At 54.6% G+C, this 22,749-nt stretch carries 20 protein-coding genes; 8 read left to right on the top strand and 12 right to left on the bottom strand.

Features of this window, described 5'->3' with window-relative positions:
• Window positions 1-153 precede the first annotated feature (153 nt).
• The 11 genes from Y71_RS02340 to msrP all read right to left on the bottom strand — a co-directional run bounded on the left by Y71_RS02340 (window position 154) and on the right by msrP (window position 9,034).
• The gene (locus Y71_RS02340; protein WP_007369851.1) at window positions 154-315 is read right to left on the bottom strand and encodes a DUF2556 family protein; all 162 of its coding nucleotides are present in this window, start codon (window positions 313-315) and stop codon (window positions 154-156) included.
• Between the two features lie 163 nt (window positions 316-478).
• Window positions 479-775: a DNA-binding transcriptional regulator Fis gene (gene fis, locus Y71_RS02345; protein WP_000462905.1), complete on the bottom strand. Its 297-nt coding sequence runs from the start codon at window positions 773-775 to the stop codon at window positions 479-481.
• A gap of 25 nt (window positions 776-800) precedes the next feature.
• The gene (gene dusB, locus Y71_RS02350; RefSeq protein WP_035888013.1) at window positions 801-1,766 is read right to left on the bottom strand and encodes a tRNA dihydrouridine synthase DusB; all 966 of its coding nucleotides are present in this window, start codon (window positions 1,764-1,766) and stop codon (window positions 801-803) included.
• Window positions 1,767-2,220: 454 nt separating this feature from the next.
• Window positions 2,221-3,102, bottom strand: coding sequence for a 50S ribosomal protein L11 methyltransferase (gene prmA / locus Y71_RS02355; protein WP_007369854.1), 882 nt, complete (start codon window positions 3,100-3,102; stop codon window positions 2,221-2,223).
• An 11-nt stretch (window positions 3,103-3,113) separates the two neighbouring features.
• Window positions 3,114-4,565 (bottom strand): sodium/pantothenate symporter, encoded by a 1,452-nt coding sequence (gene panF, locus Y71_RS02360; protein ID WP_007369855.1) that lies wholly within the window; start codon window positions 4,563-4,565, stop codon window positions 3,114-3,116.
• Window positions 4,555-4,797 (bottom strand): YhdT family protein, encoded by a 243-nt coding sequence (locus Y71_RS02365; protein ID WP_007369856.1) that lies wholly within the window; start codon window positions 4,795-4,797, stop codon window positions 4,555-4,557. The genes panF and Y71_RS02365 overlap by 11 nt, the downstream gene beginning before the upstream one ends.
• A 108-nt stretch (window positions 4,798-4,905) precedes the next feature.
• The gene (gene accC, locus Y71_RS02370) at window positions 4,906-6,255 is read right to left on the bottom strand and encodes an acetyl-CoA carboxylase biotin carboxylase subunit (RefSeq protein WP_007369857.1); all 1,350 of its coding nucleotides are present in this window, start codon (window positions 6,253-6,255) and stop codon (window positions 4,906-4,908) included.
• 10 nt (window positions 6,256-6,265) lie between these two features.
• Complete coding sequence (accB, locus tag Y71_RS02375; protein ID WP_007369858.1) at window positions 6,266-6,727, bottom strand: acetyl-CoA carboxylase biotin carboxyl carrier protein; 462 nt, start codon at window positions 6,725-6,727, stop codon at window positions 6,266-6,268.
• Window positions 6,728-6,748: 21 nt separating this feature from the next.
• Window positions 6,749-7,201: a type II 3-dehydroquinate dehydratase gene (gene aroQ / locus Y71_RS02380; RefSeq protein ID WP_007369859.1), complete on the bottom strand. Its 453-nt coding sequence runs from the start codon at window positions 7,199-7,201 to the stop codon at window positions 6,749-6,751.
• Between the two features lie 234 nt (window positions 7,202-7,435).
• Window positions 7,436-8,035: a protein-methionine-sulfoxide reductase heme-binding subunit MsrQ gene (msrQ, locus tag Y71_RS02385; protein ID WP_007369860.1), complete on the bottom strand. Its 600-nt coding sequence runs from the start codon at window positions 8,033-8,035 to the stop codon at window positions 7,436-7,438.
• Window positions 8,036-9,034 carry a protein-methionine-sulfoxide reductase catalytic subunit MsrP gene (gene msrP / locus Y71_RS02390; protein WP_007369861.1) on the bottom strand — a complete coding sequence of 333 codons (999 nt, stop codon included), beginning with the start codon at window positions 9,032-9,034 and terminating at the stop codon, window positions 8,036-8,038.
• A 291-nt stretch (window positions 9,035-9,325) separates the two neighbouring features.
• Between msrP and csrD the strand changes: the two genes are divergently transcribed.
• The 8 genes from csrD (at window position 9,326) to tldD (ending at window position 21,629) form a co-directional block, all read left to right on the top strand.
• Window positions 9,326-11,269 (top strand): RNase E specificity factor CsrD, encoded by a 1,944-nt coding sequence (csrD, locus tag Y71_RS02395; protein ID WP_007369862.1) that lies wholly within the window; start codon window positions 9,326-9,328, stop codon window positions 11,267-11,269.
• Window positions 11,270-11,576: 307 nt separating this feature from the next.
• Window positions 11,577-12,620, top strand: a complete 1,044-nt coding sequence (gene mreB / locus Y71_RS02405) for a rod shape-determining protein MreB (RefSeq protein WP_006818047.1) — start codon at window positions 11,577-11,579, stop codon at window positions 12,618-12,620.
• Between the two features lie 64 nt (window positions 12,621-12,684).
• Window positions 12,685-13,683, top strand: coding sequence for a rod shape-determining protein MreC (mreC, locus tag Y71_RS02410; protein ID WP_007369863.1), 999 nt, complete (start codon window positions 12,685-12,687; stop codon window positions 13,681-13,683).
• Entirely contained in the window at window positions 13,683-14,171 is a 489-nt protein-coding gene (mreD, locus tag Y71_RS02415) for a rod shape-determining protein MreD (RefSeq protein ID WP_007369864.1), read from the top strand. Before mreC ends, mreD begins: the two co-directional genes overlap by 1 nt.
• Window positions 14,172-14,179: 8 nt before the next feature.
• Window positions 14,180-14,773: a Maf family protein gene (locus Y71_RS02420; RefSeq protein WP_007369865.1), complete on the top strand. Its 594-nt coding sequence runs from the start codon at window positions 14,180-14,182 to the stop codon at window positions 14,771-14,773.
• On the top strand, window positions 14,763-16,232 hold the full coding sequence (gene rng, locus Y71_RS02425; protein ID WP_007369866.1) for a ribonuclease G: 1,470 nt from the start codon (window positions 14,763-14,765) through the stop codon (window positions 16,230-16,232). Before Y71_RS02420 ends, rng begins: the two co-directional genes overlap by 11 nt.
• 54 nt (window positions 16,233-16,286) lie before the next feature.
• A complete protein-coding gene (gene yhdP, locus Y71_RS02430; protein WP_007369867.1) occupies window positions 16,287-20,099 on the top strand; it encodes an AsmA2 domain-containing protein YhdP in 3,813 nt (1,270 codons plus the stop codon).
• A gap of 84 nt (window positions 20,100-20,183) precedes the next feature.
• Window positions 20,184-21,629, top strand: a complete 1,446-nt coding sequence (gene tldD / locus Y71_RS02435) for a metalloprotease TldD (protein ID WP_007369868.1) — start codon at window positions 20,184-20,186, stop codon at window positions 21,627-21,629.
• A 39-nt stretch (window positions 21,630-21,668) separates the two neighbouring features.
• Here tldD and aaeR read toward each other — a convergent pair whose 3' ends face one another.
• The gene (gene aaeR / locus Y71_RS02440) at window positions 21,669-22,592 is read right to left on the bottom strand and encodes an HTH-type transcriptional activator AaeR (protein ID WP_007369869.1); all 924 of its coding nucleotides are present in this window, start codon (window positions 22,590-22,592) and stop codon (window positions 21,669-21,671) included.
• Window positions 22,593-22,749 lie beyond the last annotated feature (157 nt).

The raw sequence follows: 22,749 nt of genomic DNA on the forward strand, positions 1-22,749 counted from the left end.
CTCATTCACTAAGATCGTTACGTATTACTACGGTCGTACGGGCGAAAAGGGCTGAGACATTATCATCGACTAAGGATGACGCAAAATGATTTAAATCCCCGAGATATACAGGGGATAGCAGCAAGTTCGCGAATTTTCGCTACAAGCAATCACTTACAGATTATCGCAATTCACCAGTTTGAGAGGGTTGACGGAATTCATATTGCGGCATTTATCGACCTCGGTGGTGATGTACTCCACCCAGTGCATGATTAAGCCATCCAGCGCAAGGATTGAGAGGGCGAAAACGACCAGCCACCAATATTTGCGAATCATTCCGTATCTCCCTTTCTTGCAACCATTGGCTGAAAATATACACGAATCCGCAACCGTGCAAAGAGAGGGAAAGCGGCGTTTTTAGCGTCATTTCAGGCAATAAAAAAGGCGCTTCCCCATGCCGGTTAGCGCCTTTTTATCAATACAACTTACTGATTCAGAATCAGTTCATGCCGTATTTTTTCAGTTTTTTACGCAGCGTGCCGCGGTTGATGCCCATCATCAGCGCCGCGCGGGTCTGATTACCACGGGTGTATTGCATCACCATGTCCAACAGTGGCTGTTCTACTTCAGCCAGTACCAGCTCATACAGGTCATTAACATCCTGACCATTCAGTTGAGCAAAATAGTTCTTCAGTGCCTGTTTTACCGAGTCACGGAGCGGTTTTTGGGTTACCTGATCCTGAGAGTTAACGGTAGAAACGGTCAGTACGTCAGAATTTACGCGTTGTTCGAACATAGTTCTGTCAGCTCTTTATTTCTGTTTACGCAAAATTTTCGAAGTATGCCTCCAACGCCTCCAGCTGTTCGCTGGCATCCTCAATGGCGTTGAATGTGCGCCGAAACTGGTCATTCGGAGCGTGCTCCTGAAGATACCAGGAGACGTGTTTACGTGCGATTCGGTAACCTTTTGCCTGGCCATAAAAGTCATGCAGTTCCCGAACATGCGCGCAAAGCAAGCGCTTAACCTCTGCCAAAGGCAGCGGGGCCAGCAGCTCCCCAGTGTCCAGATAGTGCTGGATTTCCCGGAAGATCCAGGGTCTTCCCTGAGCTGCGCGGCCTATCATCAGGGCATCCGCCCCTGTATAGTCGAGCACAGCTCTGGCTTTTAGCGGGTCAGTAATGTCGCCATTCGCGATAACCGGAATGGAAACTTTCTGCTTAACTGCCCGAATACTGTTGTACTCAGCTTCTCCGTTGAACAAACAGGCGCGGGTGCGTCCATGAATGGTCAGAGCCTGAATACCACATTCTTCAGCCAGTTGGGCAATTTCTACGCAGTTACGGTGTTCCGGAGCCCAGCCTGTGCGAATCTTCAGCGTAACAGGCACATCTACTGCATTCACTACCGAGGTCAGGATAGACTTCACCAGATCCGGGTACTGCAACAGAGCCGAGCCTGCCAGCTTGCGATTCACCTTTTTCGCCGGGCAACCCATATTGATATCAATAATCTGGGCGCCGCTTTCCACGTTAATGCGTGCGGCTTCCGCCATTTCATCCGGATCGCTCCCTGCAATTTGCACGGTGCGAATACCGGGTTCATCAATGTGCACCATCCGCAGTCGGGATTTGTCGCTTTCCCACACTTGCGGGTTAGACGACATCATCTCGGATACGGTCAAACCTGCTCCCATCTCGTAGCACAACGTCCGGAATGGTCTGTCAGTAATGCCAGCCATGGGCGCTGCGATCAGGCGATTTCTGAGCTGGTGATGTCCGATACGCATGAGTTAAGAAATGACCATACTGTGACTGCAAGGCGGCGTATATTACGCATTTTTTGCACGAGATGAAAGGCCAAACTTTGAGCAATCCTCTGTTGTAGATCAAGGAATCGCCAGTCCGCCAGAGTGATTCTGGAATTAAATTATATATTTCATGGCGTTATGATTAAGATAAAAATTTCACGTAACTAATAAATTCGCGCGAGTTATCGTTTTTTACCTGGCCATCAGCGGCAGAATTGCTGTTTTTTACAGCAGAAAAAAGCGGATTTTGCGAACCTGCTCGCATTTTTATGCCGATGTTTTTTCGTGGCCAGGCCGCCACACATCGGCTTTAGCGGCGATGATGAGCGTGAAAAGCGTCCGGATTGCGATGGGAAAATTGTCAAAGGATGTTTTGACGACAGATAAAGGCGAGGGGAGATAAAAAACGTGGCCCGCAGGCCACGCTTAAGTCCTATTTCTTCTGGCCAGTGATACGGCACCACTCCTCTTTCTCGACCACCGGATCGAGCGTGAAGAGATCGGCGTAAGCCTCGCAGACGCTTTCCGCCTGGCTGGCGAGGATACCGGAAAGCCCCAGCAGGCCGCCCTCTACGGGCAGTACGCTGATTAATGGCGCCAGTTCGCGCAGAGGACCAGCCAGGATATTAGCGACCACGACATCCGCTTTCATCACCTCTGGCTGGTCATTGGGCAGATAGAGATCCAGACGATCGGAGACGCCGTTACGTTCGGCGTTGTCGCGGCTTGCCTGGATCGCCTGCGGATCGATATCAATGCCGATCGCCTTTGCGGCGCCCAGTTTCAGCGCCGCGATCGCCAGGATCCCCGAACCGCAGCCAAAGTCGATCACTGTCTTGCCGCTCAGATCGAGGCTGTCCAGCCATTGCAGGCACAGCGCCGTCGTTGGATGGGTGCCGGTGCCGAATGCCAGGCCCGGATCGAGCATCACGTTGACCGCGTTTTCGTCCGGTACATCGCGCCAGCTTGGGCAGATCCATAGCCGCTCGCCAAAGCGCATCGGGTGGAAGTTATCCATCCATTCGCGTTCCCAGTCTTTATCTTCCAACTGCTCGATTTTATGGGCGAAGCCTTCACCCAGCAGTGGGTGCAGCGCAAGCTGGGCGACCACATCGGCCATCTCTGTTTCGGCGTCAAACAGGCCGATAACGTCGGTATCGCCCCACAAGCGAGTTTCGCCCGGCAATGGTTCAAACACGGGCGTGTCGTGCGTATCCTGGAACGTGATGGATACCGCACCCGCTTCCATCAAAGCATCGCTCAGATCTTCAGCATTTGCGCCGGTGGTGTTCAGTTTCAGTTGGATCCATGGCATGTCGTAACTCTTTATTCATTAACAGAAACAGTCGGAGCCTGCGGCGCCGGTTGACCAAAACGGTTCCCGACGACGAAGGCCAGCAAACTTAACAGCAACGAGGGCACAATCGGATGAAAGCCCAGGTACTGAATATTAAACGTGGCGAGAACGGCATACAGTACGCCGCCCGTGACCATGGCGCTCAATGCACCAGCAGCATTCGCCCGCTCCCAGTACAACCCCAAAACCAGCGGCCACAGGAATACCGCTTCCAGACCGCCAAACGCCAGCAGGTTTAACCAGATAATCATCTCTGGTGGACGCCATGCCGCCAGCATCATCAGTACGCCGAGTACCAGGGTTGTCACGGTGGAGATGCGTTTTAAACGCGGTTCATGACGAATTTTAGTCGGCTGGGCGCTTAACCACAGATCTTTGATGATTGTGGCCGAAGCCTGCAACAAATGCGCATTGACGTTCGACATGATCGCGGCCATTGGCGCAGCAAGAAACAACCCGGCAGCCCAGGGCGGTAAGACCTCGACCATCAGTGTCGGGATCACCTGATCGGGTACCGAAAGATGCGGTAACACGGCGCGGCCGAGTGCGCCAGCGAGATGCATTCCCAGCATTAACAGCGCGATGACAATAGTGCCGATAATAATGCCGCGATGAACCGATTTGCTGTCTTTATAGGAAATACAGCGAACGGCGGTGTGCGGCAAGCCAATAACACCAAAACAGACCAGCACCCAGAATGAGGTCATAAATGCAGGCGAAAGGATATCGTGAGCGCCGTGCGGGCTTACCAGTTGTGGATCGATCTGTTGCAGCGTTTCTACCGCACTGTGCAGCCCGCCAGCGGCATGGATCACGCCGACGAGCAGCACCAGCGTGCCAATCAACATCACCATCCCTTGCATCGTATCGTTGAGTACGCTGGCGCGAAAACCGCCAAATGCGGTGTATAGCGCAATGGTGATGCCAAAGATCAGCAGGCCGGATTCGTACTTGATCCCGGCGGCGGTTTCCAGCAGACGCGCGCCGCCGATAAATTGCACGGCGATGGCGCCGACAAAGGCAACCAGCAGGCTAAGGCTGGCGATCCACACAACCGCACGGTTCTGGTAGCGCGCCATCAGCATGTCGTTCAGGGTAATCGCATTGTAACGGCGCGCCAGGATAGCGAACTTTTTGCCGAGGATACCCAAAGAGAGCCAGATGGTTGGCACCTGGATCATCGCCAGCAACACCCAGCCGAGGCCAAATTTATAGGCTGCGCCCGGTCCGCCGATAAATGAACTGGCGCTGACATAGGTTGCCGTCAGCGTCATAGCCAGCACAAAACCGCCCATCGAACGACTGCCGAGGAAGTATTCACTCAGGAACGTGCCTTTGCTGCGCTGGCGCATAGCATAAAAGGAGAGACCGAATACTACGATCAGGTAGATAACCAGTACGGCGATAATTTCACTCTGCATCGTTATCCTCCAGCGGAATATCACGGAAGATAAAGCGCACCATGGCCCAGCACAGCAACACAAAGACCAGCGGCGTCAACAGGCAGGCCAGCTCAAACCAGCGCGGCAGCCCGGTAAATCCCTGCTCCGTACCAGGTAGGTAAGCGCACACTAACCATGCAGCAAGATAGAGAAGGGTCAGCCACAGTGCCCAGCGGGCTTCTTTGTGGGCTTGAACAAAACGGTTGTCCATTTTTTTCCCTTGTGGATGAAGAAAGCGGGGATTGTACCCTATGGAAAAGATGAGGGGAGAGAAAAAGAAAAAAGGCCGGAAAATCCGGCCCTTTGCGATGATTGCAGATTATTTTTCCTGCAAGCCGAGTTTTTTCTCCAGGTAGTGGATATTGGTGCCACCGTGCTGGAAATTCTCGTCGTTCATGATGCGGGTCTGCAACTCCACGTTGGTTTTGATACCGTCGATAATCAGCTCCTGCAGTGCATTCTTCATGCGCGCAATCGCCACATCGCGGCTCTCGCCGTAGCAGATCAGTTTGCCGATCATGGAATCGTAATACGGCGGCACGGTATAGCCAGCGTAGATGTGCGATTCCCAGCGAACGCCAAAACCACCCGGCGCGTGGAAGCGCGTAATTTTACCCGGGCTTGGCAGGAAGGTGTTCGGATCTTCGGCGTTAATACGGCATTCCACCGCATGGCCTCTGACCACAACTTCATCCTGCTTGATGGAGAGCGGCTGACCGGCAGCAATGCGCAGCTGTTCTTTGATCAGGTCAACACCGGTGATCATCTCAGTAACCGGGTGCTCAACCTGAATACGGGTGTTCATTTCAATGAAGTAGAACTCGCCGTTTTCAAACAGGAACTCGAACGTACCCGCTCCGCGATAACCGATATTGACACAGGCTTTGGCGCAGCGTTCGCCGATATAGCGACGCAGTTCCGGGGTAATGCCCGGTGCCGGCGCTTCTTCGACCACTTTCTGGTGGCGGCGCTGCATGGAGCAGTCGCGCTCGGCCAGATAGATGGCATTGCCCTGGCCGTCTGCCAGCACCTGGATCTCGACGTGGCGAGGATTTTCCAGGTATTTTTCCATGTACACCATGTCGTTGTTGAAAGCGGCTTTCGCTTCCGCACGGGTCATGGCGATGGACTGCGCCAGGTCGGCATCTTTGCGCACAACGCGCATACCGCGACCGCCGCCGCCGCCGGAGGCTTTGATAATGACCGGATAACCGATGCGTTTGGCATGCGCGCGGTTAGCGTCATTATCATCGCCCAGCGGGCCGTCAGAACCCGGAACGGTCGGTACGCCGGCTTTCTTCATGGCGGTAATCGCGGACACTTTGTCGCCCATCAGGCGAATGGTGTCGGCTTTCGGGCCGATAAAGATAAAGCCGGAGCGTTCAACCTGCTCAGCAAAGTTGGCGTTCTCTGAAAGGAAGCCGTAACCCGGGTGAATCGCCACTGCGCCGGTGATTTCGGCAGCAGAGATGATCGCCGGGATATTCAGATAGCTTTTCACGGACGGTGCCGGACCGATACAGACCGTTTCGTCCGCCAGCAGTACGTGTTTTAAATCGCGATCCGCAGTGGAGTGCACGGCGACAGTCTTGATGCCCAGCTCTTTGCAGGCACGAAGAATACGCAGTGCGATCTCGCCGCGGTTAGCGATAACAATTTTATCCAGCATGTGCGCCTCGTTACTCGATGACGACCAGCGGCTCGTCAAATTCAACCGGTTGGCCACTTTCCACCAGAATGGCTTTCACCACGCCTGCTTTATCCGCTTCGATCTGGTTCATCATTTTCATGGCTTCAACGATGCACAGGGTGTCGCCCACGTTGACTTTCTGGCCGATTTCGATAAACGCTTTCGCGTCCGGGCTCGGGGTGCGATAGAAGGTTCCAACCATCGGGGAACGTACGATGTGGCCACTGATTTCTGCTGCGGCAGGTGCTTCCGTAGCGGTTGCGGCTGGTGCGACAGCGGCTGCCATAGGCTGAGCTACCGGCGCAGCATAAGCCTGCTGCATCATCGGATAGCCGACATTCGGCGCGCTGCGGCTGATGCGAACAGACTCTTCGCCTTCAGAAATTTCCAGTTCGGAGATGCCTGATTCTTCAACCAGCTCGATCAGTTTTTTAATCTTACGAATATCCATGAGTGGGTTCCGTACTCTTGTTTAGTGTGTTTGTGACAGGCGTTTTACCGCCGTCTGTAAAGCGTATGTATAACCATCGGCGCCTAATCCACAGATAACGCCGACAGCGATATCGGAGAGATAAGAGTGATGTCTGAATGGCTCGCGCGCATGGACATTACTCAGATGGATCTCGATAAACGGGATATCCACCGCCAGCAGCGCATCACGAATCGCGACGCTGGTATGCGTAAAAGCGGCCGGATTGATCAGGATGAAGTCCGCAGTGTCTTTTGCCTGATGAATACGGTCGATCAACGCAAACTCGGCGTTCGACTGAAAATGCGTGAGCGTGACGTTTAGCGCTTCCGCTTCATTTGTTAAACGGTTAACAATCTGCTGCAGGGTAAGCGAACCATAGGTTTTTGGTTCACGGGTTCCCAGCATATTCAGATTGGGGCCGTTCAAAAGCAAAATACGCAATTTGTCCGCCATTGTGCTGCTATCTCCTGCAATTTTCCGGTAAAAAACAAAATATACCTTCGTTGCGTGGTTGTCACGTTGTTAAAGTCCGAAAACCCTGCCGTGAAAACCAAGGTCGCACATTATAACGATTTCGTAGCATTTGGCAGCTAAATACTGGTCTTATCAGGGAAGATTATTAACCACCCGGCTAACATATGGACGCGGATGATAATAGATTTGCGGGAAACTGCACAGATTGCTGCATTAACGCCACCATTGGCGGAACTTCTTGTAACGCCATGCTAAAAGCGCGATCGCGGCAGCGGCGTACAGGAGCGGTTGCGGGGAAAGAATCTTTACGGACCAGAGATAGTGAATCGGAGCGAGGATCGCCACCAGATAGACGAAGTTATGTAATTGTTGCCAGCGCTTGCCCATTTTGCGCTGCGCCCACTGCGTTGATGTGGCCGCCAGCGCCAGCAAGATCAGCCAGCTTACGGCTCCCAGCGTTAAATAAGGACGCGTGGTCAGCTCCTGGCCGAGCAGCGCCAGATTATTGATGCCCAGCTCCAGCAACGTATAGCTGGTCAAATGAAGCGTCGCCCAGGCAAAACACCAAAGCCCGAGCAGTCGCCGCGTGCGGATCAATAAAGGTTGTTTTGCATAGCGCGCCAGCGGTGTCACCAATAGCGTCGCCAGCAGGAATTTCAGCGCCATTCTGCCGGTAAAATGCTGAATATCTTTCGCCGGATCGGCGCTGAAGTAGCCCTGATTTGCCGCCCAGAACAGCCAGAGAAAAGGCAGTAGTCCTGCAAGATGTAACGCGACTTTAAGCCAGGTAACCTGTTTTGCCGTTAAACGCACTTAAAAATTCTCCCGTAGATCCAGCCCGTGATAAAGCGAAGCCACTTCCTCAGCGTAGCCGTTAAACAGTAATGTTGGCTGGCGTTTTACATCCAGCGCGCCGCCGGAACCAATAAAGCGCTCCGTTGCCTGCGACCAGCGCGGGTGATCCACATGTGGATTCACGTTAGCGTAAAAACCATATTCGTCCGGCGCGGCGAGGTTCCACGTGGTGGGGGGCCGTTTACTGGTGAGCTTAATGCTGACAATCGATTTAATGCCTTTAAAACCGTACTTCCACGGTACGGTCAGCCGAATCGGCGCGCCATTTTGCGGCGGTAGCGCTTTGCCGTAGACACCCACCGTCAGCAGCGTTAACGGATGCATTGCTTCATCTATACGGAGTGCTTCGACATAGGGGTATTTCAACCCGCCGCCGATAAACCGATCTTTTTGCCCCGGCATCTCCTCCGGCGCGTAACGGGTTTCGAAAGCGACATACTTGGCGTTGCTGGTGGGTTCGACCAGCGCCAGCAGCTTATGCAGCGGGAAACCAATCCACGGCACGACCATTGACCACGCCTCGACGCAGCGCATGCGGTAAATGCGCTCTTCCAGCGGGAAGCGCGACGTCAGCGCAGCATGATCGAGGGTTAATGGTTTCGCCACTTCACCATCAATGGTCAGTGTCCAGGGATCGGTTTTCATCCCCCCGGCGTTAGCGGCGGGATCGGCTTTATCCAGGCCAAATTCATAAAAGTTATTGTAGCCAGTAACTTTATCTTCCGGTGTCAACTCAAGCTTGGCTTGCCACTGCGCCGGCTGGCTGAAGTCGAGGGGTTTTCCTGCTGGCGCTTTCGGACGGTCATGACCTTTAAACCAATCCAGCAGATCCGCTTGCGCCATCGGCGACAAACTTAGCGTTGTCGCGCCAATACCGAGCATTTTTAGCACCTGACGGCGCTGTAACATAAATACGGATTCAGCGGTTACGTCGGCTTCAGTCAGTTTTTTCTTCATTGCATCCTCCGCGAATTTTGTTAATAAGCATGGTGTAAGCGATGCGATAGCGCGAGTGGGAGTGTGTTACCAAACATTGGGATCATTTGCCGAAACAATCATCCATATGATTGCTGATTGGAAAAATATTTATGAGGACTATACTCGCAGGGGTAAAAACGGCCTCGGATTTTTCTAACTTTACTCCTGACTATTCCATATCGCGGTTAGATTTGAAAGTTAGTGCTTACTTTTTAACAAGCTCCGGGTCGATATCGTCTTGTTCTTTAATACAACGGAGTTAACACAGGGATGCGATTAACGACGAAATTTTCCGCTTTTGTGACACTGCTGACCGCGTTGGCGATTTTCGTCACGCTGATCGGCTGCTCACTGAGCTTTTATAATGCCATACAAAACAAGGTGGCTAACCGCGTGGCGGCGGTCGCAGCGGTTGTGGATACCCGACTGATTTCTACACCTGTCAACCGGCTTTCGCCTCAGCTTGATGAGCTGATGGTGCCGCTGGATATCATTAAAGTTGAGATCAAGCAGGGGAAGAAAACCCTGCTCAGCTATGCGCGCAATGGTAGCTACCGTCCGGCAGGCAGTAGTTTGCAGACCCGTGAACTGTCCGTTTCGGGGCTGAAAAACCCCGGCCTCACGATTTCGCTTATCTACCAGGATCCGATGGCCAACTACTTTCGTTCGCTGGTCAATACGGCGCCGCTGACTCTCGCGATCGGTTTTATGATCGTCATTATCTTTCTTGCTGTGCGCTGGCTGCGTCGTCAGCTTTCCGGACAAGAACTGCTGGAAGGGCGAGCGACGCGGATCCTTAATGGTGAGCGAGGCCCGCAGGTTCGCGGCAGCATCTACGAGTGGCCATCACGCACCAGCAGTGCGCTGGATGTGCTGCTGACCGATATCCAGTTTGCCAGCGATCAGCGCAGCCGGATGGATACGCTGATCCGCTCTTATGCGGCGCAAGATACGCGTACCGGCCTGAATAACCGTCTGTTTTTTGATAATCAACTGGCGACACTGCTGGAAGATCAGGAAAAAGTCGGTTCGCACGGCGTGGTGATGATGATCCGCCTGCCGGATTTTGATCTTATGCGCGAAAGCTGGGGGCTGACTACGGCGGCGGAAGAGTATTTCTTCACCCTCATCAACTTACTTTCTACTTTTATTATGCGTTACCCTGGCGCGCTGCTCGCACGTTATCACCGCAGCGATTTTGCCGTGCTGTTGCCGCACCGGACATTAAAGGAAGCGGAAAGTATCGCCGGGCAGATCCTGAAATCTGTCGATGGGCTGCCGCACAATAAGGCGCAGAACCGCGAAGATATTATGCACATTGGCGTTTGTGCATGGCGTAGCGGCCAGTCAACGGAACAAGTGATGGAGCATGCGGAAGCTGCGGCGCGTAATGCGGTATTGCAGGGCGGTAACAGCTGGTCGGTTTATGATGATTCATTGCCCGAGCAAGGGCGTGGCAATGTGCGCTGGCGGACGCTGATAGAGCAGATGCTGAGCCGGGGCGGGCCGCGCGTTTATCAGAAACCCGCGGTTAATCGCGATGGACTGGTGCATCACCGGGAGCTGATGTGTCGTATTTTCGACGGTGAACAAGAAGTGATCGCCGAAGAATATATGCCGATGGTGCTCCAGTTTGGTCTCTCTGAAGAGTATGACCGCCAGCAGATCACCCGTCTTATTCCCTTCCTGGGTTTCTGGCCGGAAGAGAATTTGGCGATGCAGGTGACAGTTCAGTCTCTGGTACGCCCGCGTTTTCAGCGCTGGCTACGCGACACATTAATGGAATGCGAAAAATCTCAACGCAAACGGATTATTTTTGAACTTGCTGAGGCTGATGTTTGTCAACATATCAGCCGGTTACAGTCGGTGGTGCGATTAATTAACGCTCTGGGCGCGCGCGTAGCGGTGGTGCAGGCGGGTCTGACGTTGGTGAGCACCAGTTGGATTAAAGTGTTGGATGTGGAGTTATTAAAGCTGCATCCGGGACTGGTCAGGAACATTGAAAAGCGTACCGAAAATCAGTTGCTGGTTCAGAGTCTTGTGGAGGCGTGCAAAGGCACACGGACACGCGTTTTCGCGACAGGCGTTCGCGCGCGGGCTGAATGGCAGACGCTGGTGGATCGGGGCGTTGTCGGGGGACAGGGCGATTTTTTCGCGTCTTCTCAACCGCTCGATACCAATGTGAAAAAATATTCGCAAAGATACTCGGTTTGAACTGCTGTTTGAGTCGTTTTCACGTAGAATAATGCGCGCTGCCATTTTTGGGGGTGTGCTTGCCTGCCCGCCGGATTGTGACAGTAATACAAAGCCGGTTTGACCTTTGAAATAACGCAAAAGCAATACGCTGGAACAGAAGAGTTTTTTCTGCTTCCGGCTGAAGTCGTGTCGTTTTGCAACAAAGGAAACAAACTGCACTAATTTTCACCGTAGCAGATGATTCTTACGCCTTGTCGCTGCTGCGTGTGGTTGGTAAAGTAAGCGGATTTTGTATCCGCCCCAGCTTTCAGGATTATCCCTTAGTATGTTGAAAAAATTTCGTGGCATGTTTTCCAATGACCTGTCCATTGACCTGGGTACCGCGAATACCCTGATTTATGTAAAAGGACAAGGCATCGTATTGAATGAGCCGTCCGTGGTGGCCATTCGTCAGGATCGTGCCGGTTCACCGAAAAGTGTGGCCGCAGTAGGTCATGAAGCGAAACAGATGCTTGGGCGTACACCGGGCAACATCGCAGCGATTCGCCCGATGAAAGATGGCGTTATTGCTGACTTCTTCGTGACCGAAAAAATGTTGCAGCACTTTATTAAACAAGTGCACAGCAACAGTTTTATGCGTCCAAGCCCGCGTGTGCTGGTTTGTGTGCCGGTTGGCGCGACCCAGGTTGAACGCCGCGCGATTCGTGAATCCGCACAGGGCGCAGGCGCGCGTGAAGTGTTCCTGATTGAAGAACCGATGGCGGCCGCAATCGGCGCAGGCTTGCCGGTATCTGAAGCGACCGGCTCTATGGTTGTGGATATCGGTGGTGGTACCACGGAAGTTGCGGTTATCTCTCTTAACGGCGTGGTTTACTCCTCTTCTGTGCGTATTGGCGGCGATCGCTTCGACGAAGCGATCATTAATTATGTCCGTCGTAACTACGGCTCCCTGATTGGTGAAGCGACCGCTGAACGTATCAAACACGAAATCGGCTCCGCTTACCCGGGCGACGAAGTGCGTGAAATCGAAGTGCGTGGTCGTAACCTGGCTGAAGGCGTACCGCGCGGCTTTACTCTGAATTCTAACGAAATCCTCGAAGCGCTGCAGGAACCGCTGACCGGTATCGTCAGCGCCGTGATGGTTGCCCTGGAACAGTGCCCGCCGGAACTGGCTTCCGACATCTCCGAACGCGGCATGGTATTGACCGGTGGTGGCGCGCTGCTGCGTAACCTCGATCGCCTGCTGATGGAAGAGACCGGTATTCCTGTTGTGGTTGCAGAAGATCCACTGACCTGTGTAGCGCGTGGTGGCGGCAAGGCGCTGGAAATGATCGACATGCACGGCGGCGACTTGTTCAGCGAAGAATAGTCCGCGTCAGAACCGGAGTGATATTCCGCTCCGGTTCTGTCTGGCCTGAGAATACGCAAAGCCTATGAAGCCAATTTTTAGCCGTGGCCCGTCGCTACAGATTCGCCTTTTTCTGGCGGTTTTGGTGGCGCTTGGAGTCATCATCGCCGACAGCCGCCTCGGTACGTTCAGCCAGATCAGAACGTACATGGATACTGCCGTCAGTCCCTTCTATTTTATTTCCAACGGTCCCCGTGAATTACTCGACAGCGTGTCACAAACGCTGGCATCGCGCGATCAACTCGAGCTTGAAAACCGGGCATTGCGTCAGGAACTGCTGCTGAAAAACAGCGAACTGCTGATGTTAGGGCAGTACAAACAGGAGAATGCGCGCCTGCGTGAACTGCTGGGATCGCCGCTGCGTCAGGATGAGCAGAAAATGGTGACCCAGGTGATCTCGACGGTGAACGATCCGTACAGCGATCAGGTGGTGATCGACAAAGGCAGCGCGAACGGCGTTTACGAAGGCCAACCAGTGATCAGCGACAAAGGCGTCGTCGGTCAGGTAGTCGCGGTGGCGAAACTGACCAGCCGCGTGCTGCTGATTTGCGATGCGACGCATGCGCTGCCGATTCAGGTTCTGCGTAACGACATCCGCGTAATTGCCGCCGGTAACGGCTGTACCGATGATCTGCAACTGGAACACCTGCCCGCGAACACCGATATTCGCGTGGGCGATGTGCTGGTTACCTCCGGTCTTGGCGGTCGTTTCCCTGAAGGATATCCGGTTGCTGTTGTTTCATCGGTGAAACTGGATACGCAGCGTGCGTACACGGTGATTCAGGCGCGTCCGACGGCAGGCCTGCAACGTTTACGTTATCTGTTGCTGCTGTGGGGGGCGGATCGTAACGGCACCAATCCACGGACGCCGGAAGATGTGCACCGTGTGGCGAATGAACGTCTGCTGCAAATGATGCCGCAGGTTCTGCCTTCACCTGATGTGATGGGGCCGCCTGCGCCGATGCCTGCTCCGGCAACCGGTATTACACAGCCGCCGCCGCAACTCTCTCCGGGAGGGCAATAGTGGCAAGTTACCGTAGCCAGGGGCGCTGGGTTATCTGGCTCTCGTTTTTCATTGCTCTGTTGCTTCAAATCATGCCCTGGCCGGATGACATTCTTGTTTACCGGCCAAACTGGGTTCTGCTTATTCTGCTTTACTGGATCCTGGCGCTCCCGCACCGCGTAAATGTCGGTACGGGTTTCGCTATGGGTGCCATACTGGATCTTATTAGCGGATCCACCCTTGGCGTTCGTGCGTTGTCATTAAGCATTGTCGCCTATCTGGTTGCACTGAAATTTCAGTTATTCCGTAATCTGGCGCTCTGGCAACAGGCGCTGGTGGTAATGTTGTTGTCGCTGGCGACCGAAGTGATTGTTTTCTGGGCTGAGTTTCTGGTCATCAACGTTTCGTTCAAGCCCGACATTTTCTGGAGCAGCCTCGTAAATGGCGTGCTCTGGCCGTGGCTCTTCCTGTTAATGCGTAAGATCCGCCAGCAGTTTGCGGTGCAATAAAGGTTGTTATGACAGATATCTGGCTCGCTTCCGGCTCCCCCCGTCGTCAGGAACTGCTCACCCAATTGGGTGTGGCTTTTGAACGTATCGTTCCGGGAATTGAAGAACAACGCCAGCCGCAGGAGAGCGCGCGGCAGTACGTTCTGCGCCTTGCGCGTGAGAAGGCACTGGCGGGCGTAGCGATGGCACCGCGCGATCTGCCGGTGTTAGGCGCGGACACGATTGTGATATTTAATGGTGAAGTGCTTGAAAAACCGAAAGACTCCTCGCATGCTGCCAGTATGTTACGTCTGCTTTCCGGGCAAACACACCAGGTCATGACTGCTGTGGCGTTGGCCGATCGCCAGCACCTGCTCGATTGTCTGGTAGAAACAGAAGTGACCTTCAGAGTGTTATCAGAAAAGGATATTGCCGCCTACGTCGAAAGCAAAGAACCGCTGGATAAAGCCGGCGCGTACGGCATTCAGGGGCTGGGTGGGTGTTTCGTCAGGAAAATTAACGGTAGTTATCATGCCGTTGTGGGTTTACCGCTGGTGGAAACCTGGGAATTGCTGAGCAATTTTAACGCACTGCGTGAAGGAAGAGATAATCATGACGGCTGAATTGTTGGTCAACGTTACACCATCGGAAACACGCGTCGCCTATATTGACGGCGGTATTCTTCAGGAAATTCACATCGAGCGCGAAGCACGGCGCGGGATAGTAGGCAATATCTACAAAGGTCGGGTCAGCAGGGTACTTCCGGGTATGCAGGCGGCTTTTGTAGATATTGGTCTGGAAAAGGCGGCGTTTCTACACGCCTCCGACATTATGCCGCACACCGAATGCGTCGCCGGAGAAGAACAGAAAAACTTCACCGTTCGCGATATCTCCGAACTGGTTCGCCAGGGGCAGGATCTGATGGTGCAGGTGGTCAAAGATCCTCTCGGTACCAAAGGCGCGCGCCTTACCACAGATATTACGCTACCGTCCCGCTATCTGGTGTTTATGCCGGGTGCGGCGCACGTTGGCGTTTCCCAGCGTATTGAAAGTGAAGCCGAGCGTGAGCGCCTGAAGCAGGTAGTGGCCAGCTACTGCGATGAGCAGGGCGGTTTTATTATTCGTACTGCCGCCGAAGGCGTGTGCGAAGAGGATCTCGCGTCTGATGCCGCTTATCTGAAGCGTGTCTGGACGAAAGTGATGGAGCGCAAGAAGCGCCAGCAGACGCGCTGCAAGCTCTACGGCGAACTGGCGCTGGCGCAGCGCGTACTGCGCGATTTTGCCGATGCGCATCTGGATCGTATCCGCGTTGATTCACGGCTGACTTTTGAGGCACTGCTTGAATTCACGGCCGAATACATTCCGGAAATGACCAGCAAACTGGAACATTACAGCGGCCGCCAGCCGATCTTCGATCTCTACGATGTGGAAAACGAAATTCAGCGCGCGCTGGAGCGTAAGGTTGAACTGAAATCGGGCGGCTATCTGATCATCGATCAAACCGAAGCGATGACCACTGTCGATATTAATACCGGCGCATTTGTCGGCCATCGCAACCTTGATGACACCATCTTCAACACCAATATTGAAGCCACTCAGGCGATCGCCCGCCAGCTACGGTTACGTAACCTTGGCGGCATTATCATTATTGATTTTATTGATATGAATAATGAGGATCACCGCCGCCGCGTGCTGCATTCGCTGGAGCAGGCGTTGAGCAAAGATCGGGTGAAAACCAGTATTAACGGTTTTTCCCAGCTTGGGCTGGTAGAGATGACCCGCAAACGCACGCGCGAGAGCGTGGAGCACGTCCTGTGCAACGAATGTCCCACCTGTCATGGCCGGGGAACGGTGAAAACCGTGGAAACCGTGTGCTATGAGATCATGCGCGAGATTGTTCGCGTCCACCATGCCTACGATTCCGATCGCTTCCTGGTCTATGCTTCACCTGCGGTAGCGGAAACCCTGAAAGGCGAAGAGTCGCACGCGCTGGCCGAGGTGGAAATCTTTGTCGGCAAGCAGGTAAAAGTGCAAATCGAGCCGCTCTATAATCAGGAGCAGTTTGACGTAGTCATGATGTAATACGCAGCGTGCTGCGACACAAGCGGGTCTGATTGGGTTGACAAGGAGAGAGGCGTGAGGCGACTGCCGGGGATATTGCTGCTTACAGGGGCGACGCTGATTGTTATCGCGGCGCTGCTGGTGAGCGGTTTGCGCCTGGTGTTGCCGCACCTGGATAACTGGCGCGAGGAGATCCTGACGCGCATCACGGCGCAAACCGGTATTCCGGTTTCGGCCAGCCAGTTGCAGGCGCGCTGGGAGAATTTCGGCCCAGAGCTGGAAGTGCGCGATATCAAAGCCCGCCTGAATGACGGCGGCGATCTTTCTGTTAAGCGCGTGACGCTGGCGCTGGATGTCTGGCAGAGCCTGCTGCACCTGCGCTGGCAGTTCCGTAACCTCACCTTTTATCAACTGGTCGCACGCACCAATACCCCGCTGCAACGGAATGACAACGGTGAGCCGATTGCCAGCGATCGCATCAGCGATCTCTTCTTACGCCAGTTCGATCATTTCGATCTTCGCGACAGCCGCGTCAGTTTTCTGACGCTTTCCGGCCAACGCGCCGAACTGGCGATCCCGCAGCTTACCTGGCTTAATGGCAACGATCGTCACCGCGCTGAGGGGCAAGTCAGTCTCTCGAGTCTGACCGGGCAGCACGGTGTGATGCAGGTTCGGATGGATCTCCGCGACGACAACGGGCTGCTGAATAATGGTCGTGTCTGGCTGCAAGCCGATGATATCGATGTTAAACCGTGGCTCGGCACATGGATGCAGGACAACGTGGCGCTCGATTCTGCCCGTTTTAGCCTTGAGGGCTGGATGACGCTGAATAAAGGCGTGGTGGAAAGCGGCGATGCGTGGCTGAAAAAAGGCGGCGCAAGCTGGCAGGGAGAGCAGGCTACCACCCACCATTTGACGGTCGATAACCTGACCGTCCATGTTTCCCGTCAACAGCAAGGCTGGCAGTTTGATGTACCGGTAACACGTATCGCTATTGATGACCGCGCATGGCCGCAGGGCGCTCTGAGTTTCGCCTGGGTTCCGGCGCAGGAAGCGGGCGGGGTGAACGGCGTTCGCAGCGATGAATTGCGCGTTCGCGCCAACAACCTTGAGTTGAGCGGGCTGGAAGGGCTGCTGCCGATTGCGCAGAAGATCTCGCCGTCCCTGTACGACATCTGGCGCACTATGCAGCCGGAAGGTTCGCTGGAGCAACTGGCGCTGGATATCCCGTTGCAGGCAGCCGACAAAACGCGTTTCCAGGCACAGTGGAAAGATATCCGCTGGAAACAGTGGCAGTTGTTGCCGGGCGTTGAACATTTCAGCGGCAAGCTGGAAGGCAGCCTCGCTGACGGGCGCTTAACGGGCACAGTGATGCAGGCGAAAATGCCGTACGTCGGTGTGTTCCCGGCACCGCTGGAGATTGAGAAAGCGGATGCCACGCTGAACTGGCAGAAGAACGAACGTGGCTTCCAGCTTGATGGGCATAACATTGATGTGCAGGCGAACGCGCTACATGCGCACGGTGGTTTCCGTTATCTCCAGCCGCAGGATGATGAACCCTGGCTTGGCATTCTGGCGGGGATCAATGTTTCCGACGCCGGGCAGTCCTGGCGCTACTTCCCGCAAAACCTGATGGGCAAAGCGCTGGTGTCGTATCTCAGCGCCGCCATTAAAGGCGGGCAGGCGCAGGATGCCACGCTGGTGTACGGCGGTAACCCGCACTTATTCCCCTATAAGCACAATGAAGGTCAGTTTGAAGTACTGGTGCCACTGCGTAATGCGACCTTTGCTTTTCAACCTGACTGGCCAGCGCTGCAAAATCTGGATATCGAGCTGGATTTCCTCAATGACGGTCTGTGGATGAAAAGCGATAAGGCGGCCCTCGGCGGCGTGACCGCCAGCAATCTGACCGCGGTTATTCCGGATTATGAAAAAGAGAAGCTGCTGATCGATGCCGATATTAACGGCCCGGGCAAAGCCGTTGGCCCCTATTTCAAAGAGACGCCGCTACACGATACGCTGGCCAGCGCGCTGGATGAACTGCAACTTGATGGCGACGTAAGCGCTCGCTTACATCTTGATATTCCGCTGGATGGCGAGATGACTGTCGCCAAAGGCGATGTGGCGTTGCGTAACAACAGCCTGTTTATTAAGCCGCTCAACAGCACGCTGAAAAACCTCAGCGGCAAATTCAGTTTTGATAATGGCACCCTGAAGAGCGAGCCGTTACAGGCGAGCTGGTTTAATCAACCGCTGAACCTCGATTTTTCCACCACCGAAGGCGATAAAGCGTACCAGGTTGCGGTCAATCTCAACGGCAACTGGCAGCCAGCGCACACGGGCGTATTACCCGCTCAACTTGAGTCTGCGCTCGGCGGCAGCGTGGCGTGGAAAGGGGATGTTGGTATTGAGCTGCCGCATCGTGGCGGTGCGACTTACAAGGTCAATATTGATGGCGATCTGAGTAACATCGCCAGCACCTTGCCGCCGCCGCTGGATAAAGACGCAGGTAAAGCGCTGCCGGTAAAACTGAAAGTGGACGGCGATCTGCGTAGCTTTACGCTGACCGGCAACGCCGGTAGCAATAATCACTTCAACAGCCGTTGGCTGCTTAACAACAAACTCACTCTCGATCGTGGGATCTGGGCGTCGGATAGCCGCACCCTTCCACCACTGCCGGAGCAGGCCGGGCTGGAGCTGAATCTCCCCGCGATGAACGGCGCGCAGTGGCTGGCGCTGTTCCGCCAGGGCGTGGCGAATAATGTCAGTAATTCAACGAGCTTCCCGTCCAGCATCACGTTACGCACGCCAGCGTTGACGCTGGGCGGGCAGCAGTGGAATAACCTGAGTATCGTCTCGCAGCCGCAGCTTTCCGGCTCAACCATTGAGGCGCAGGCACGGGAAATTAGCGGTACGTTGACGCTGCGCGATAATGCGCCGTGGCAGGCGGCCATCCGTTACCTCTATTACAATCCGGCGAATACGCAGCCGAATGATGATGACATTTCGTCGCCGTCGACGTTGTTGCGCGGCAAAACCCGTATTGATTTTACCGGCTGGCCGGATTTGCAGTTGCGCTGCGCTGAATGCTGGCTGTGGGGGCAAAAATATGGGCGCATCGACGGTGATTTCACGATCAATGGCGATACGATGACGCTGGCAAACGGCCTGGTGGACAGCGGCACCGCGCGTCTGACGGCAGACGGCGAATGGGTGAACCGGGAAGGAGCGGAACGCACATCGCTGAAAGGCGTGCTGCGCGGCGAGAAGCTCGATTCGGCGATGAGTTTCTTTGGCGTGCCGACGCCGGTACGTGGCTCCTCTTTTGATATCAACTATGACCTGCACTGGCGCAGCCCGCCGTGGCAGCCGCAGGAAGAGTCGCTGAACGGCATTCTGCGTACGCGGCTGGGGAAAGGGCAGATCACCGATATCAGCACCGGTCATGCGGGTCAGGTATTGCGCCTGTTCAGCGTCGACGCGCTGCTGCGCAAACTGCGCTTCGATTTTAGCGATACCTTCAGCAGTGAAGGGTTCTGGTTTGATTCGATCCGCAGCACCGCATGGATCAAAGATGGCGTGCTGCACAGCGACGATACGCTGGTGGACGGGCTGGAAGCGGATATCGCGATGAAAGGTTCGGTCGATCTGGTGCGTCGCGAGCTGGATGTTGAAGCGGTCGTGGCACCGGAAATTTCGGCAACCGTAGGTGTGGCAGCCGCTTTCGCCGTCAACCCGATTGTAGGCGCGGCAGTGTTTGCCGCCAGTAAAGTGCTGGGGCCGCTATGGAATAAAGTCTCTATTCTGCGCTACCGCATTACTGGCCCGGTCGATCAGCCGCAGATTAACGAAGTCCTGCGCCAGCCGCGCACGGACAAAACGCAATGATTTGACGGCATCGGCGAATTGCCTCAAGCTCCTTGTATCGCTTTTTTTATTGCCCGATGTGGCGGCAACGATGAGTAAAAAATGATGAGTCTTAATCTGGTGAGTGAACAACTGCTGGCAGCGAATGGCCTGAGTCATCAGGATCTGTTTGCCATTCTCGGTCAATTGACCGCACGTCGTCTTGATTATGGCGATCTCTATTTCCAGTCGAGCTATCACGAATCCTGGGTTTTAGAAGACAGCATCATTAAAGATGGCTCTTACAATATCGATCAGGGCGTGGGCGTTCGCGCGGTGAGCGGTGAAAAAACCGGTTTTGCTTATGCCGACCAGATAAGCCTGCTGGCACTGGAGCAGAGCGCGCAGGCCGCGCGTACCATTGTGCGTGAAGATGGCGACGGCAAAGTGAAGACGCTGGGCGCGGTGGAACATACGGCGCTTTATACCAGCCTTGATCCGCTGCAAAGCATGAGCCGCGAAGAGAAGCTGGATATTCTGCGCCGCGTGGATAAAGTGGCGCGCGCGGCCGACAGGCGCGTGCAGGAAGTGACTGCCAGCCTGACCGGCGTTTATGAATTGATTCTTGTCGCGGCGACCGACGGTACGCTGGCCGCCGATGTGCGTCCGCTGGTGCGTCTCTCGGTGAGCGTGCAGGTGGAAGAGGATGGCAAACGCGAGCGCGGTTCCAGCGGTGGCGGCGGTCGTTTCGGTTATGACTGGTTCCTGCAAGACGTTGATGGCGATGTGCGTGCAGATGCGTGGGCGAAAGAGGCCGTGCGCATGGCGCTGGTGAACCTGTCTGCTGTTGCGGCGCCTGCGGGCACGCTGCCAGTGGTGCTGGGCGCGGGCTGGCCGGGCGTGCTGTTGCACGAAGCGGTCGGTCACGGTCTGGAAGGCGACTTCAACCGTCGCGGCACATCAGTATTCAGCGGTCAGATGGGCCAACTGGTGGCTTCAGAGCTTTGCACGGTGGTTGATGACGGCACGATTGCCGATCGTCGCGGTTCAGTGGCAATTGACGATGAAGGCACGCCGGGGCAATACAATGTGCTGATCGAAAATGGCGTGCTGAAAGGCTACATGCAGGACAAGATGAACGCGCGTTTGATGGGCATGAAACCGACCGGTAACGGCCGCCGTGAATCTTATGCTCATCTGCCGATGCCGCGCATGACCAACACTTATATGCTGGCCGGTAAATCGACGCCGCAGGAGATTATCGAATCCGTTGATTACGGGATCTACGCGCCAAACTTCGGTGGCGGCCAGGTGGATATCACCTCCGGCAAGTTCGTCTTCTCCACCTCGGAAGCGTACCTGATTGAGAAAGGTAAAGTGACCAAAGCGGTGAAAGGCGCAACGCTGATTGGCTCCGGGATCGAAGCCATGCAGCAGATCTCTATGGTCGGTAACGATCTGAAGCTGGATAACGGCGTTGGCGTATGCGGCAAAGAGGGACAAAGCCTGCCGGTTGGCGTGGGTCAACCGACGCTGAAAGTAGATAACCTGACGGTAGGCGGTACGGCTTAATCGTTAAAATCCTCTCCCTGCGGGGAGAGGATTATCCGCTCAGGCACTGCGCCCCTGCATTCCCTGATATACCTTTCCCACTTCAATAAAATATTCCGTCATGTAGTTAATACAGACCTGCACTTTCAGCGGGAGCTTATCTTTTTCTGTATACAGCGCATAAACCGGGCGCGGATCGGACTGATAGCGCGGCAGCAGGATCTCCAGCTGGCCGCTGTTGATCTCATCGATCACCCACATCAGCGGGACATAGGCCAGCCCGGCACCGGCGGTCAGCCAGCGCGTCAGCGTCATCGGATCGTTGGTGACAAAGCGTCCCTGCGGGATCAGCCGCGTTGAGATCCCTTCTGGCGCGATCAGTTCAAATTCGTTATCCGGACGGACGCTATATTCCAGCCACGAATGATTTGCCAGGTCGGTGGGTTTTTCCGGCACGCCATATTGGGCAAGATAGTTTTTCGCCGCGCACAGCACCATCGGCATCGCGCCGAGGCGGCGGGAGAAGAGGCTGGAATCCTGAAGTGCGCCGACGCGGATCACCACGTCCAGCCCGTCGGCGATCAGATCCGGCGCCGGGATACCGGTTACCAGGTTAACAGTCAACCCTGGATGCTCTTTCAGCATCTCTGCCGTCATTTTTGCCAGCACATTTTGCGCCATGGTTGAAGAACTACCAATGCGCAGCGTACCAATCGGCGTGTTGTTGAAAGCGTAAAGTTGCTCGTGAACATCCTGCACTTCATGCAGCATGCGACGACACCCCTGATAGTAAATTTTTCCGGCTTCGGTCAGCCCCAGGCTGCGTGTGCTGCGGTTTAGCAGCTTGACCTGTAATTCATCTTCCAGCTTCGCCACCGTCTGGCTGATGGACGAAACGCTCATTTCCAGCTGTCGGGCGGTGGCGGTAAATGAACCTAATTCCACTACCTTGGCAAACACCGACATGCGTTTTAGTCGTTCCATTATTCATTCTTACTTAAAAGTGATTTAGATCACACAATATAGATAACAGCATAACAGTTACGTTAATATACTATCTCTTAAGAATATCCACGTCACTCTCGCCCTGGCACGCCTGTCCTATTCCTGCGGTGACGTAAAAACAATTTCACCTGCTTGT

The organism is Kosakonia radicincitans DSM 16656, assembly GCF_000280495.2.
Taxonomy (GTDB): domain Bacteria; phylum Pseudomonadota; class Gammaproteobacteria; order Enterobacterales; family Enterobacteriaceae; genus Kosakonia; species Kosakonia radicincitans.

Bases quoted from the DNA above. Each gene is read 5' to 3' on its own strand.
- accC (WP_007369857.1), bottom strand. From the start codon at position 6,255: ATGCTGGATAAAATTGTTATCGCTAACCGCGGCGAGATCGCACTGCGT.
- prmA (WP_007369854.1), bottom strand. From the start codon at position 3,102: ATGCCATGGATCCAACTGAAACTGAACACCACCGGCGCAAATGCTGAA.
- Y71_RS02420 (WP_007369865.1), top strand. From the start codon at position 14,180: ATGACAGATATCTGGCTCGCTTCCGGCTCCCCCCGTCGTCAGGAACTG.
- tldD (WP_007369868.1), top strand. From the start codon at position 20,184: ATGAGTCTTAATCTGGTGAGTGAACAACTGCTGGCAGCGAATGGCCTG.
- rng (WP_007369866.1), top strand. From the start codon at position 14,763: ATGACGGCTGAATTGTTGGTCAACGTTACACCATCGGAAACACGCGTC.
- aroQ (WP_007369859.1), bottom strand. From the start codon at position 7,201: ATGGCGGACAAATTGCGTATTTTGCTTTTGAACGGCCCCAATCTGAAT.
- aaeR (WP_007369869.1), bottom strand. From the start codon at position 22,592: ATGGAACGACTAAAACGCATGTCGGTGTTTGCCAAGGTAGTGGAATTA.
- panF (WP_007369855.1), bottom strand. From the start codon at position 4,565: ATGCAGAGTGAAATTATCGCCGTACTGGTTATCTACCTGATCGTAGTA.
- msrP (WP_007369861.1), bottom strand. From the start codon at position 9,034: ATGAAGAAAAAACTGACTGAAGCCGACGTAACCGCTGAATCCGTATTT.
- csrD (WP_007369862.1), top strand. From the start codon at position 9,326: ATGCGATTAACGACGAAATTTTCCGCTTTTGTGACACTGCTGACCGCG.
- Y71_RS02340 (WP_007369851.1), bottom strand. From the start codon at position 315: ATGATTCGCAAATATTGGTGGCTGGTCGTTTTCGCCCTCTCAATCCTT.
- dusB (WP_035888013.1), bottom strand. From the start codon at position 1,766: ATGCGTATCGGACATCACCAGCTCAGAAATCGCCTGATCGCAGCGCCC.
- Y71_RS02365 (WP_007369856.1), bottom strand. From the start codon at position 4,797: ATGGACAACCGTTTTGTTCAAGCCCACAAAGAAGCCCGCTGGGCACTG.
- fis (WP_000462905.1), bottom strand. From the start codon at position 775: ATGTTCGAACAACGCGTAAATTCTGACGTACTGACCGTTTCTACCGTT.
- mreC (WP_007369863.1), top strand. From the start codon at position 12,685: ATGAAGCCAATTTTTAGCCGTGGCCCGTCGCTACAGATTCGCCTTTTT.
- accB (WP_007369858.1), bottom strand. From the start codon at position 6,727: ATGGATATTCGTAAGATTAAAAAACTGATCGAGCTGGTTGAAGAATCA.
- mreB (WP_006818047.1), top strand. From the start codon at position 11,577: ATGTTGAAAAAATTTCGTGGCATGTTTTCCAATGACCTGTCCATTGAC.